This is a genomic window from Noviherbaspirillum sp. (assembly GCF_036563305.1).
Classification (GTDB): domain Bacteria; phylum Pseudomonadota; class Gammaproteobacteria; order Burkholderiales; family Burkholderiaceae_D; genus Noviherbaspirillum.
The window spans coordinates 283,615-297,236 of record NZ_DATCMQ010000006.1; the positions used below are offsets into that span (position 1 = coordinate 283,615).

A 13,622-nucleotide genomic window follows, 5' to 3' on the forward strand; every position below is an offset into this window, starting at 1 on the left:
CTCGACGGTGCTACCCGGAGTCAGACCGGTAGTAGTGCGTTCGAAGAATCTTCGAAAAATCTTCGAAAAAGGCTAAACCGTCTCGCTGTACTCCGTTCATTCACTGTTCAGGAGTACTGGTATGACCAAGCACGCATCAATCCGAACCCGTCGGTCCTCAGACCGTTCGTCCGCACCACCGCAAGCCCCTTTGAGTGCTCCCGGTGCAGCATTTCCCAAGTACCTGACGCAGCGGTCGAACGGCGTCTACTACTTCAAGCGGAAGGTACCCGCGGACCTTGTTCCAGGGGTTGGTAATCAAGCACAAATATGGAAGTCCCTAGAAACGACGGATTTCAACCAGGCTTGTCGCCGCTTGGCGAGAGAAATTGCCGCGTTCGAGCTACGTATAGCTACCGTCCGTATGCGGATGGTGAACGATGGCATTCCGGTCGCTGTGGCATCGACACTTCCGGAGCTGAGGGAGGACCAAATTCCGGGCTTGGTGCAGCGCTATTACGTGCATATGCTGACCCGTGATGACGAGGAGTTAAGTGCCATGCGACCAATTGTCATGGCCGACATCAATCAGCGCAAAGCGGACCTCGACGAGGCCCTCGACTACTACAAACTAGCATTCACTTTCGGCGACAATCTTGTGGTGGAAGAGACTGTAGAGCAGCTCCTGGCGGGTGAGGGGGTGTCTGCGCCAAAAGGCTCGCCAATATACAAGTTGCTTTGCCAAAAACTGTTAGCGACCGAAGTCGATATCCTGAATGAGCAGCGCGCCCGCCTAGACGGCAAGAAGCAGCTGACCCCAGAGGCGTCAATCCCGGTCCGTCTGCAGCCCACGTTGACGGATTACCTGGCTGTCTGGAAAAGCGCTAGGGCCAGACCACGGAAAACACTCGATACCGCGCTCTTCATGGTTCGGCGTTGGAACGAGGTTATGGGTGAGAGGCCTGCCACAGACATCACCCGCACCGATGTGAAGCTGTTTCGGGACAAGCTCCTGGCCACTGGTCGGTCGACAACAACCATAAAAAACCGCCTTGGTCTGCTGCATGCGGTCGTCAGCGCGTATCACGAAGAACACGACATGGAAGGCGCAAGCAACCCATTTCACAAGATTCCCGTCCAGGACAACGGGCAACGCCTTCGACGCGCTAAGAAGCGCCGTGCTTTCGAAATGTCGGAGCTGAATCGGATTTACAAAAGTCCTGTTTTTACAGATAAAAAGTTGCCGAAGGGGCAGTGTGTTGAAGCAGCGTACTGGGTACCCCTGATGGGTCCTTTCGTCGGTGCTCGTATTGAAGAGCTTGCACAGATGCGCTTGGCGGACATTGAAATCATCAACGGGGTTTGGGTTCTTCGCATCTGCAATCTCGATGTCGAGACCCAAGCGTTAAAAAACGATAACAGTTTTCGCCGTGTACCGATTCACACAGAACTTATTAAGCTCGGTTTCTTGCGCTACGTATGTGCACTGAAACGTTCTGGTGCCGAACGGCTATTTCCATCTTTGCGCAGCGACAACAAGTATGGCATCTGGTCGAACGCTCTGGGGAAATGGTGGGGCATGTTCTTGGGCCGAGAGGGCTTGACGTCTCCCCAAGTCGATTACCACTCGTTCCGATATAACTTCCGCCAACGCCTTGGCCAGTGTGGAGCAATGCCAGAAGTGCGGGACGCGCTTACTGGTCATTGGCTCGGCAAAGACAGTTCTGGAGGCGTGTATTTGAAAGACGCGAACCTTCAGTACGACTTTGCCGCCCTGTGTGACGCTATCAAGCACCTGCGGTATGACGAGCTCAATCTTTCGCACCTGTACGTTGATGACCCATGGGACCAAGTGGATGCGGCGTTGTTCGTTGGCTAATGACACCGAATATTATCATGTTAGCAATATTAGTTGTTTAGGCCGTTCTATCAGAAGGCTGCTGGCGCAATCGCCCGCAGCTTTTTGCATCTCAGCCTCCAGTCATCGATGCAATTTTCCTCAGGTTTCGTGCGTCACTGGACTTTGGTCTGTCTCTAAGTTTCACCCCGCACTCTCCTTGGCGGACGATGCGCGTGTTCTGGGCCCATCGGTTCTGCAAGGTACGTCCTGCCATTTCGCTCCTGAAAACCTCGGGGCAGTTTTCGGCGCAAATAAAGTACCTCGCTATACGGCTTCGCGAGTCTACTCAGTACCTCGCGGAAAGCGGAAAAATCAGCGAAATGCAATCTAATGAAAACGACAGCATTGTTCTTACCAAGCAAGTGTCGTGTATAGTTATAACAAATCCCAAACAAATCAATGAGTTAGGGAAATGTTTCATTCGTTGACGCCGGTCTCGATTAATGACTCGTCTCGAGCCTCTCCGCCGCCGCGTGGTCGGAAAAAACGAATGAACAATTACCCTCTGACCTACGGCCGGCTAGGCGAAGCAATGGCCGCAAAACTACAAACCGAAAAGCGTTCCAACCACAGCTTGGATAACCTCAACGCCGCGTTACGCAGCTTCTGCAAAGAAATTGGCCTATGCGAAAGCGATGTTATCGGCTCCGAACTACGACAGTCGTATTACCAGGCGCTGGCTTCCCATATAGATGGGCTCACCTCGCTCGGGCGAAGCAAGGCCTATATTGCGAACCGGAAATCGTACTTGGCGAACTGGCACAGTCTGGTACTCGAGTTGGACAAACAGGCCGCGGCTGCGCTCGGGACCAAGACGCCATTCCAATCAGCACTTGGGGAGCTAGTCGAGACCGCCGGCTCACAACGCGCACTTGGGCGCGAAGCTGGAGTCTCTGTCGCTTCAATCAAACGCTGGCTCGGCGGTGCACGTCCGGGGGCGCGGACGGTATCCAGTATTCGCCGGATTGAGCGATTGTTTGGACTGGCTGATGGTACGCTAGTTGAACTAGCATTTTCCGGCAAGCCACGTTACACGACCCTGCGAGCGCCGCACGCGCCTATCGCGTATCGGGAAAGACTCAAAAACCAAACGAAGAAGACATACCTTATTGCAGACGTGACGCCGCGCTTGCGCGCGCAGTGGGAAGAGTTCTGCCTTTACAAGACGTCGATTCGGTCCACAATGAAAGCGCGTAATCGCGCAGGTAAGTGGCGCATCACGGAGTCACAATGCCGTCCTGACCCCGAGAAAGCTTGGTACGCCTTCGTCAATGGGCGATATGTGCCTACTGCGGGTATCACTTGGGGCAAAGTAGCTGCTTATCTGGGCTGGCTGCAATTGTCGCGCAGTGACGGTGGCATGCAGATACCACCTGAACAGGCGCAAAGCCTCGGCTGGCTAGTGCGCGACGACTTGATTGAACAGTACCTAACTTGGAAGATTCGCCGGGCGGGAGGCATTGTTCATTCCGGCATCGCGGAATTTCCACGGCTTGTGCGAGGCTTGGTGCATCCTACGACGGGCTACTTGAAATTGACTCCTTCAATAGGAGCGGAGCCGTCGGGTCACGGGAGCCAGACCTGGACCGAACAATGCGAGCGCTGCTTCAATGGTATGCGCGAGCTCCAGCAGCACTATGATGAGCAGGCGCAAGCATCACGTGATTCGTTCGAACCTATCCAGGCGGTCCTGTCGTTGGCAAACCCACTCGAGGCGGTCGCCGATATGACCTTCCGGATGCAAGCTGACCGTCCATTGACGAACGGGACCCAAGAAGCCATTTGGGCGCGTGACTTGGCCTTGATTAAGCTGCTGATGTCAAATCCGCTGCGCATTAAGAACTTGCAGGAGCTGACTTGGAGACCCGATAACACGGGTCAGCTGCATCAGCGTGTGGACGGCAGCTGGCATATCAGGATTGAACGCAAGTTCTTTAAAAACCATCGTGGAGCTGCGCGTGACCGCGATTACGATAATCCGGTAGACCCAGCAGTGTGGCCAACGTTGCAGCAGTATTTGTCGATTCACCGTCCACGGCTCCTAGGCGGTCGGCATACGGATTTTGCGTTCGTTTCACAGGAGACCGAGTCCGACCGCGGCCCGTGGCTTAGCATGAGCCGGCGAGTGTTTATTCTCACCGCGAGGTACCTGTGGGGCTGCCCTGGTGTTGGTTCTCACGCATTCCGTCATATCGTGGCCACTGCAATCCTGAAGGCTAGTCCGAACGACTGGCAAACGGCCGCGCTGGTACTCCATGACCGGATAGAAACCGTCCAAAAGCACTATGCGCACCTGCGAACTGCAGACGGTACACGCCGATTACATAGTCTTTTCGAACAGACGTTTGCGCGTGCATAGTGGGTGGGCAGTTGAAGACATATCGGGCCGTATAGGCCCGATATCGGTCACGAGCGTCGTCTATGCGGGACGATTGGGTAGGGCTCGCTGCGCTGGTTCGAGGGTCATCCATTTGAGCCCACGCGTCTCCAGCACGTAGACGTAATCCTATCGCAGGGTTAGACTTGGTAAATATTTACAAATAACAATAAATCGGAGTGACCATGCATAAAGACCTGCCGCCGTACTTCCATATCACGACCAAAGCGCGCCTGGAGAAGTCGATTAACTCTCTACTCGGAATTGTCGAAGGCATCTGCGCAGATGCAAAAATCAATCCGACAGAGATTGGCTTCCTTCGTAGCTGGGTCGGCGAGCATCTGGCAGTAGCGGGTAAGCATCCTTTCAATGAACTGGTCCCAGTTGTCATGCGAGCCCTTGAGGACGGTGTCCTTTCTGCGGAGGAGCAACAGGACATTGTCTGGCTCTGCGAACGCCTGCGTAGCAATTCCTACTTCGACCTCATCACGGCGGACATGCAGCGTCTGCACGCACTCGTCGGCGCCATTGCCGCGGATGGTGAGGTCACCGAGGAAGAGCTCCGCGGCCTATCTTCCTGGTTGGCGGAACACGACCACCTGAAGACTTGCTGGCCGTATGACGAAATTGACAGTCTCGTAACCAAGGTTCTTTCGGACGGTCGTATTGACGACGAGGAGCACCGTCTTATCCAGGGATTCTTCGCGGAGTTTGTCGCACTTTACGACGACCGGACAATCGCCTCTCCTCTCGTGGCGGAGAACGCGCTTCTGACTGGCCTTTGTGCAGTGTGCCCTGAAATCTCGTTTTCTGACTCGACTTTCTGCTTCAGCGGTGAGTCGTCGAAGCACAGCCGTAGTGAGCTTTCCGGCCTCGTGCAAGGACTTGGTGGCAAGGTTGTGAGTGGCGTAAGCGGCAAGCTCAACTATCTGGTTATCGGCGCCGATGGCAATCCCTGCTGGGCGTACGCGTGCTACGGACGCAAAGTCGAAAAGGCGGTGGAGCTTCGGAAGCAGGGTAAGCGCATCGTACTCGTTCATGAGCACGATTTTCACGACGCTGTAGCAGACGCAAGAACTGGCCTCGACGGGACCTACTAGGCAACAGCAGAACAGATTGAACGGTTATGACTCACTACACTGACGCCGATGCATTTCTCGACACCCTCGCAGCGGCCATCGAATCCGGAGACTATCGGAAGTCCACCTTCCACAGGGCCTTGAACTCCACCGAATGGGCACGTTTAGTGGCAGAACTTGCGGACAGAAGCACACCTGTGAAACAGAGCCAGCTTCGCGCGTTTCAATTCATCGGAATCCTTGCCAATGGCGAGAGCAAGGAACCGTACACCTACGCCAATCTTTCTTGGGGCATCAAGGCGAGGCTTGAACTAGTCGCGTTCGCCCGTGAGCATGTGCATGGCTTCCTCGCGCCAAAGCACTGACCGGTACCTCGATTGCCCATTCTTCGAAGATGTCCCCCGCAAACCGCTAGTCGACGAAGGTAATTGCAGCTCAATTGAGGCAGATGCCTAACGGAAATCGAGTAATGTGATGAAAGCAGAAAAGAACATTGTCCAAGTGAAGTCTGAAGCTGCAGGTGAACTGGTCATCGAGACTCCGGGAGGAAAAGAAGAAACCTACTACCTAAACCCGGTGCGGACCATGCGTTTAGATGTCGAGCAGCTTCAGGTGTACCGTGGCGGTGACCGAATGCATTTACTCAACCAGGACCTCCCGACTCCACCGGAGCTGTCGCTCTATGTGCTCGGTACAGCGTCGCTCGAAGGTAGGTCGATTTCCGTAATTGGCGAGCCAGATAACAAAGCTCGCAGGCTTAAAATTGCCTTTCGAGCGCTGGACGAAGAGGGGCGCAAACGACGCGAAGAGTGGTCAAGGAAGCATGACAAGCCGGTCCGCTTCACTGGCGCTACCGTAGGATTCCTACGCAGTGATTGGGAGATTGGTAATGATGACGAATGGTTTGTGGAGTGTGAGGTTTCGTCCGAAATGCTCGATGAAATTGTCTCCGCCGTCTCTTCCAAATCCTTACGTGGGATGTCGATAGGTCTCACATTAAAGGGCATTTACGCCGACGAAAACTGGGCGCCGCCGTCCGCAAGAACAAATTGGTATCTTAGGCCAAATCGAGAAGACAACGCCGTCGACAGTCCCGAGATGGCCCACGGGAAGGTCACTTCCATTAATTTGTCGTTAGCCGACGCTAACCTGCGTCCGCAACAAGAAAACGACGACGGCGCAGAGCTTCCAGCGGAAGACAAGCCTGAGCTTCTGACATCTGCGGTAGAGCCAAGTGTTAACGTCTCAAACATTAATGCGCTCGCGGCGAATATCGAGAAGCTTCGAGTGACGTTGAAATGGGTTGGCGGCTTTATTGCATTTTTCCTGATGATTCTTGCGTTCAAGTAGAAAGCCACGGTCATCTGGCACCTTCTACTTTCTGCCTGTACAAGTCAGGCTGGGGAAGTAGCAAGAGGACCAATTGAAAGGCCTGCTGTCTGACAGAAAAGACCGGAGGCTTTTTATGCGGGCGCCAAACAGTCAGTGACAATACGTGTCAAGGACACAGCCGTTGCTGCTCATTGTCGTTGGAACGGCAATTGTCGTTTTTACGACAACGAACGCCAACGAGTATCGCGTTGAATGACCTTGTGCCCTAATTTCACTCAGGAGGGAAATTCTTATAAGAATTATGTACTTGGCGTTTTATCTCACGGTTATTCACAGTCATGTACATAAAATCTGTGAATATCTTGCACCAGAAGCAAGGAGTGGTGGGGCGAACTTAGGATGTCAATGCTCGTCTAGCGTGCAAGCAGAGGGAGTGGATGCAGCTCGAGAGTGCTGACAATGATGCTTGCCGCCCTTGGTATCTTTGGTAACGGTTCTGGATGGCCAGACATCGTCTGGCGTCAATAATTATAGGAATTCTTGGCCTTGCCGCCGCCAAGAGCGTTATTACCCAAGCTTGGACTGAAATGGTTTCCAAGCCAGCCATCCAAGTCGTCACTCTTTCAAGGTAAAAAAATGGACTGGTTGCTTCTTGCCCTGCTATTCCTGACGATTGAAGTATTCTTCAACATGTTGAAGAATACTTCAATCGTCGCGATACAAGGAGCGGTCAACATTCGGTGACAGGATTCGCCTCGTGAAAGGACTTTCACTTACTTTTTGCCAAAACTGCCGCAGGGAAGGACTTTGACTGTCATGCAGGTGTCTGCAGGCTCGCAGTCCTTCAATACGGTGAAGCAGCTACATGTGTCCTTAGCCGGTGGATGCGGATGGTGACAGAACAGTCTTTGGTGGCGAAGGCGTATCAGGAGTTCGACGATAACGGCCGCATGAAGCCGTCCTCGTACTACGTGCACTGGGTCGACGTAATGGAAGAACTCTACAAGTTCACCCTGCTTGTGCGAGACCGCTCGGATTACCTTACGAGCAGGTACAGTGAGCGCAAAGAAGCATTTCCGGAGCTGGTTACCAGTTTGGCGGCAGCTGCAATGAGCCACGAAACTGGTCTGGACGAGACCAAAGATGAGCTGGAGTAAGGCGTGCTTCCGACTGCAACTAGAGCTGATAACAACGCTTCATCGAAGCCAAACTGAACAGGATTCATGAATATGTCGCATTGGAAGCAATCAATGGTTCCGCGTTCGAGCTTCGCTAACCACCGGCCGGCCACGGGCAATTGAGGCGATTACCTCCGCCGGTCCTACCTGCTTACCCCTGTTTTTCCGGTACGTGCATCCGACGGGCCGTCGACAATAGAAGCAGGTCGTAAGCTATCTTCAGTCCTCCGGCTACAACTAGTGGCCATCCGAAGCTGGAAACGCTCAACAGATAGCCTGCAATCGTCGGGCTGACTGCCGAGGCAAGGCTCCGTGGGACAGCCGTCACGCTTGCAGCGGCTGCCCGTTCTTCTGGTGGGACGACGGCCATTACAAAGGAACTCCTGGTCGGCACGTCCATCTGCGACAGCGCACTGCGCAAAAGCAGCAGCGTGATTGCCCACGCCAGTGACGGCATGAATGGCACCAGGACCAGGAAGATGTTCGCGGGGAGATGCGTGAAGACCATGGTATTGACCAGGCCGAAGCGGTTGGCGATGCGGACCGCGACCAGGTAGGAAAAAGCGGACAGTACACCTGTCCAGAAGAAGATAGCACCAGCGACCACCGTGGATAGTTCAAATTTTTGAAATAGCCAGAGCGCGACCAGGGATTGGACGACAAATCCTCCTCCGAATGAGTCAAGGCTGAACAAGGCCGCAAGTGTGAAAACAGTTTTCTTCGACCGTCGCAGCGGCGCCGCTTCTGCATGCTTGGCAGACGATACTCGCCCAGGCACCGCGCGGTACAGGAGGCCGCAAAGCAGCCCGATAAAGCCGTACAGGAGAAACATGGCTTGCATGACGGCCTTTGAGTCTACCTTCAGCAAGCCGACAAGGTATTCGGGAGCCGCGGCGAAGAGTTAACCGCAGCCCGACGAGCTGCCCGTCGGCGGCTAGATACATGACGCTTGCACCGTCGTTTCGAAGCTCTTCAGCCTGTTCGACAAGGGTTTTCCAGTCGACCTTCTCCTGGTCCATCAGGGCAGTGTTGCCGAGTGCGATACGCCGTCCCTTGACTGCACCGCGCACGCCTATACCGTTTGAGGACTCAAACGTTTCCGGCTTGTCGAGCGCAATACCACCCTTCCGCACTTCGTCGACAACCGTATGTGCCAACGGATGTTCACGGCCCTGGTCGATACTTGCAGCAATCTGAAGTACGTCTAAATCAGAGAAACTCGGGGCGGCGACTACGCGGTCGAAAGCTGTCTTTCCCTCGGTCAGAGTACCGGTCTTATCGACGATGAGGGTGTCAATCTCGCGCATCGCCTCGATAGCCGCCTGTAGCGGGAACCATAACCAGAGATTTTGGGAAGCATTCATTGAGACATTTATCAATTAATGCATCCTAATAGGTAGGGTCGCTGGTGCTTCGTTTCGGGAAAAGCCTAGCCTCCAAATGGGGCTAGGCTTTTTTAGCGCTTATTTTTGTTTCCAGGCCCGGAGGCGGCTTGGGGAGCAGTGCCGGAGGGTATTTCCAGTGCGGGTGCATATAGTCCCTCTACTGTGCTTTTTGATAAAATCTTAAAATCGAGCAAGTATCATGCGGGCTGCAACCGTGACGCCGTTATGGTATGCGCAACTTAATCAATCCACGACTCGCCCGATGGAGCAGCGTCGGCATGCCGACAATCTCTGCTGCTGACAAAGTTAATCCAATGCCTATACAACTGGCGTTTCAAGACGAAAATCTTCGAAAAGTTTGCGAGAGCACTGTTTCGGCGAAGCGCAAGTACGGCAGACTCGCCGGACCGTCGCTTCACGCGCGTCTGGCGGACTTGAAAGCGGCAGACTCGCCTGCGGACCTTGTCGAGTGGGGGTTCGCAGAATTTGACCAGGCATCTAAAGACAGGATTGTCATTTTTGTTGACGATTGCTACCGTATTCTTATAGCTGCTAATCATAAGCCGCCGCCTGGCACACCAGGACAGCTGGACTGGAAGCAGGTAACGCGAGTAAAAATCTTATCCATAGAGCGTGGCAATGAGAACTGAAGTTGATTTCGCTCCCATGTGGGCGGTTCCACCGGGCCGAACCATCTCCGATTTGATGAAGTCGAGAGGGATTGCTTCGACTCGCGTGGCTCGTCTGCTAGACATGACCGAGAATGACTTCAATAGCCTTTTGGCGGGAAAGCGCGCCTTGACGGTAGGTGTTGCCGCTCGTCTGGAGGTCGCACTTGGAGCATCGGTCAGCTTTTGGCTGCACCGCGAGGAACAGTACCGAAAGCAGCTGGCGCAGTTGACTGACGGGGTCGACCCGGACAACGAAGACTACAAGTCCTGGCTCAACGCCCTTCCTGTCAAGGAAATGCAAGGTCTTGGATGGGTCAAATCGACTAAAGACAAAACTGAAAAGCTTCGCAGGTGCCTTGAGTTTTTTGACGTTCCAAATCTTGATGCGTGGTACCGGACTTACGTCGACTTGAAAGCTGCGACTGCCTTTCGAACAACGGATGCATACCTTGAGAATGCACCTGCGACCGCAGCTTGGCTCAGGCAAGGCGAACTGCAGGCGGAGCGTGTTGAATGCGGTAACTGGAGCCCTAAGCAATTCGAGGCGCAGTTGACCAAGATTCGTAGCTTGACCCGGATAGCTGCCCCATCCGATTTCCTGCCAAAACTCCAAAAACTGTGCGCAGAAGCAGGCGTCGCCGTTGTCATCCTAAAAGCACCGAAAGGATGCAGAGCAAGCGGCGCAACTTTCTTCGCTAGCCCCAACAAGGCCGTGCTGCTCTTGTCTTTCCGCTACTTAAGCGATGACCAGTTCTGGTTCTCTTTTTTTCACGAAGCAGCGCATTTAATTTTGCACTGGGATGCTGAATTGCTGATTCTCGAGACCTCAGACGGCCCCAAGTCTCCTAGAGAGGGAGAGGCCAATCTTTTCGCAGCAGAGCAACTCCTACCACGCGAATTCCAACAGCGTTTGCCTGAGGCCGCTAAGAGCTTGAGAGGTATCGTGAAGCTCGCCCGAGACGCGGGTGTATCCTACGGGATTGTGGTCGGACAAATGCAGTATCGTGGGCTAGTCAGGCCCGACCGCTACAACCGTCTGAAAACCCGCTACAAGTGGGAGCAATTAACCTCGGAAAGCTAAATATGCCGAGGGGCTTTTCTGCCAATTGCAAAGCGAGTCTTCAATCACCTGCATTCCGACGCCCAAAGCTTTGTCGAGCTCTATTGAGAGCTCGTCGAGCTTTTTCTTGGATAGAAACTCATCGTCCACTGCGCCACGGAATAGCAGGCGTGCGCCGCGCACAGGCCCTGTCCCGTGCACCATGTAAGCCGAGGGCGGAACCAAATCTGCCAGGCCGATTTTCCCGACCATCGTGAGAAAGTCAAACTTTGCAGTTCTTCCAAATCGGTGCACGGCATTCATGCTCTGGTATAGGTAGTCAAACAACTTCTTTGGGTCCGTTCCAACCTTTGCTTTCGCCGAATCCATGAGGGCTTTGTGTGACCTACTCGGCCCTACCCAGTCAGCGTAGCTCTTAAGAATTACGTCGAGCTGGTCCAGGCTTTCATATTTGCGATGGTTGCCAAATGGAAAGTCCGCACGTTGTTTCTTGATGTTGTCAAGATGTTGATGTAACCAAATCGAGAACTTGTCTGGACTCTCCGAAAATTTCTCCCACGTCCAAACGAACTGGTCATTGAAAGCCCCATACACCATACGTACCAGACCATAACCCTTCGTGAGATGCTTCCCACAATGCACGAATAGGAAGACTAGCCAAAACGCCTCGTCCTCATTGCCCATACGCAAATAATGGATGGCCGCTCGAAGCGGGTCGAACATGGCTGCGTCTTTGGGGTCGAGCCGTCTTGGTGAGATGTCTCGCTTTGCAATCGCTTTAACGTAGTTAATGCGAGCGACACTATCTACCATTTGTGCGACGAGCGCAGTGAGTTCTGCCTGAGATGGGATACCTGGCAACGGCTTTCCATCGACGCGATAGTTTCTAAGTTGCTGCTCAAGTTGTGCCGCGAGTTTTGGATTCTTCATGTCGATTAATATGGTCCTGAAGTGTTTACCGCTCGTGTTCGTTGTTGTCGCTCATCGGCTGCTGGCCGTCGAGCTCTTCAGCGTCAAACAGCATCGGTTCTGCAGGCTGTGCCGGCTCTGGATTGCGGCGCTGACGCTTCAAGATGTGTGCATCGTAGACAGGCGAGTCCATTAGCTTCTTAATGTCGTGAATCTTCTTCCGCTGCGCGCGACTGGCCGAATCTCGTGAATGCCGAAAAACCTCGAGTAGTCGTACTAGGTCGCACCAATAGGGGTCGAGGTTTGCGAAAGAAGGCCGCCTTCCACGCCTGATGTTTCGCTCCGCGTTCAAGAGCTTTTCGACTGATGGCCATGGGTCGCCAAGTGGCATAGGCGGCATTGGAATGCGTTCCTGAACACCTTCCTCAAGATAATCATGAATCGCTTTCGTATTCTTGGTGTACAGGTGAAGGCTCCCGACCGCATGTTTGTAAGGTCCAACCTCGACGCCAAGTGAGCGTGCGATTAGCTCCTGAAGCATGGTGAACGCGAAGACATCGTGTGGAAGTCCCATAAATGCATCGTTCGAACGCATCATCACCATCGCATGAAGCTGATGGTTGCGAACAGTGAATTGCAATGTGCAGGTACAGGGGAGGTCTTCGCGCCGACTCTTGAGATTCTCAGATAGGTCTTCTCCGCGAAAAAGTTGAATGACGGCTCGCCGGGATGACTGGCTCGCCCTCAGGGTTTCGATTACGTTCTGGACCTGGTTGATGCTTCCATTTAAGGCGAACAGACGAGGACCGTAAGCTCCATAAATCGTCTCACCGTCATCGGAATATTCGCCATATTTCGAAATGTAGTATTGGATAAAATCCAGTTTGTCTGTGCCCGCGAGGTACCAAAGTAACTCACCCAAGCAGCTGAATAAGGTACTTTTCCGTTCGGTTCGGCTTAACCGGGCACGTGGATTTTTAATCTGCAGCAGGGCGCCGTTAATCTCCGTCGCGGCACCTTTGGTAGGCGTAATGTCGGACGACCCGCGCTTACGCAGCAAGCGACGATAAAGCTTAAAGAGAAGGTCGTCGAGTGTTTCTGCGCTCAAATACATAGTGACGGTTCAAACAGCATCTGAAGCCAACAAAATCCTAGAAGTCAATGAGACATCATGATGTAAGTTCACTCAAACAACCGGAGCTGCGAGTCTGCTTGGGCTACCGATGCATGAAGTTCGAGTTTTAGTTGACGTCCACGCGAAACAAGCGTGCGGCGGTCGGCCGCCACAGCTCCCCGGCTAAGTGCCATGGCCCTAATTTCGACAGTGACATCGTAGTGGGGCAGCGATGCATTGGCATGAAACCAGGTGCGCTTCAATCCCAGGGACTTCGCGAACCGATGTAGTTCATCAAGCGAATCGGCAACCAAATGGCACCATTGGCGTCTGCGCCAAGCTATTCGAACATTATCAACGTAGACCGCCACGGACCCCTCTCTCACCGAATGATTCTATTTTAGTACCAGTGCCCTAATGATACTCTGCAATGCTTTCTGTCGAGAATTATGACAATTCTAACTTGTGCAGCTTGAAAATCCCGCCGTTATTGCCTATTTTGTAAATTTACTTTAGTGCAACGCCGGCACCTAGTAATACAGTGATGAGTCAGTATTAGCCTTGCTGACCGCCTGTTAGGTCGTGCCCCCTATTTGTGAGAGGGTACGAATTGGGAGCTGGCGATGAAAGAGGTCTGG

At 53.4% G+C, this 13,622-nt stretch carries 11 protein-coding genes and 2 pseudogenes; 8 read left to right on the top strand and 5 right to left on the bottom strand.

The features are described 5' to 3' along the window. Positions 1-121 precede the first annotated feature (121 nt). The 6 genes and pseudogenes from VIM12_RS04735 to VIM12_RS04760 form a co-directional block, all read left to right on the top strand. Complete coding sequence (locus tag VIM12_RS04735) at positions 122-1,858, top strand: site-specific integrase (RefSeq protein WP_331940458.1); 1,737 nt, start codon at positions 122-124, stop codon at positions 1,856-1,858. A 511-nt stretch (positions 1,859-2,369) separates the two neighbouring features. Further along, positions 2,370-4,238, top strand: a complete 1,869-nt coding sequence (locus VIM12_RS04740; RefSeq protein ID WP_331940459.1) for a tyrosine-type recombinase/integrase — start codon at positions 2,370-2,372, stop codon at positions 4,236-4,238. A 203-nt stretch (positions 4,239-4,441) separates the two neighbouring features. Next, positions 4,442-5,356: a BRCT domain-containing protein gene (locus VIM12_RS04745; RefSeq protein ID WP_331940460.1), complete on the top strand. Its 915-nt coding sequence runs from the start codon at positions 4,442-4,444 to the stop codon at positions 5,354-5,356. A 26-nt stretch (positions 5,357-5,382) separates the two neighbouring features. Continuing rightward, the gene (locus VIM12_RS04750; RefSeq protein WP_331940461.1) at positions 5,383-5,700 is read left to right on the top strand and encodes a hypothetical protein; all 318 of its coding nucleotides are present in this window, start codon (positions 5,383-5,385) and stop codon (positions 5,698-5,700) included. A gap of 109 nt (positions 5,701-5,809) precedes the next feature. After that, positions 5,810-6,685 carry a hypothetical protein gene (locus VIM12_RS04755; protein ID WP_331940462.1) on the top strand — a complete coding sequence of 292 codons (876 nt, stop codon included), beginning with the start codon at positions 5,810-5,812 and terminating at the stop codon, positions 6,683-6,685. 777 nt (positions 6,686-7,462) lie between these two features. Beyond that, positions 7,463-7,824: pseudogene (locus VIM12_RS04760) on the top strand (arsenical resistance protein ArsH); the annotation flags it as partial. Positions 7,825-7,996: 172 nt separating this feature from the next. Here the strand turns inward: VIM12_RS04760 and VIM12_RS04765 are convergent. Beyond that, positions 7,997-8,686, bottom strand: coding sequence for an MFS transporter (locus tag VIM12_RS04765; RefSeq protein ID WP_331940501.1), 690 nt, complete (start codon positions 8,684-8,686; stop codon positions 7,997-7,999). A gap of 67 nt (positions 8,687-8,753) precedes the next feature. Continuing rightward, positions 8,754-9,167 (bottom strand): annotated as a pseudogene (locus VIM12_RS04770) (HAD family hydrolase); the annotation flags it as partial. Positions 9,168-9,508: 341 nt separating this feature from the next. On the opposite strand from VIM12_RS04770, the gene VIM12_RS04775 reads away from it, so the two are divergent. Next, positions 9,509-9,880, top strand: a complete 372-nt coding sequence (locus tag VIM12_RS04775; RefSeq protein ID WP_331940463.1) for a hypothetical protein — start codon at positions 9,509-9,511, stop codon at positions 9,878-9,880. Then, positions 9,870-10,982, top strand: a complete 1,113-nt coding sequence (locus VIM12_RS04780) for an ImmA/IrrE family metallo-endopeptidase (protein ID WP_331940464.1) — start codon at positions 9,870-9,872, stop codon at positions 10,980-10,982. The genes VIM12_RS04775 and VIM12_RS04780 overlap by 11 nt, the downstream gene beginning before the upstream one ends. Here the strand turns inward: VIM12_RS04780 and VIM12_RS04785 are convergent. From VIM12_RS04785 to VIM12_RS04795, 3 genes are all read right to left on the bottom strand, one after another. Next, positions 10,965-11,891, bottom strand: coding sequence for a hypothetical protein (locus VIM12_RS04785; protein ID WP_331940465.1), 927 nt, complete (start codon positions 11,889-11,891; stop codon positions 10,965-10,967). The two genes, VIM12_RS04780 and VIM12_RS04785, sit on opposite strands and share 18 nt — an antisense overlap. 25 nt (positions 11,892-11,916) lie before the next feature. Beyond that, the gene (locus tag VIM12_RS04790) at positions 11,917-12,984 is read right to left on the bottom strand and encodes a thymidylate synthase (RefSeq protein ID WP_331940466.1); all 1,068 of its coding nucleotides are present in this window, start codon (positions 12,982-12,984) and stop codon (positions 11,917-11,919) included. A 68-nt stretch (positions 12,985-13,052) separates the two neighbouring features. Beyond that, positions 13,053-13,370: a DUF4031 domain-containing protein gene (locus VIM12_RS04795; RefSeq protein WP_331940467.1), complete on the bottom strand. Its 318-nt coding sequence runs from the start codon at positions 13,368-13,370 to the stop codon at positions 13,053-13,055. Positions 13,371-13,622: the final 252 nt, after the last annotated feature.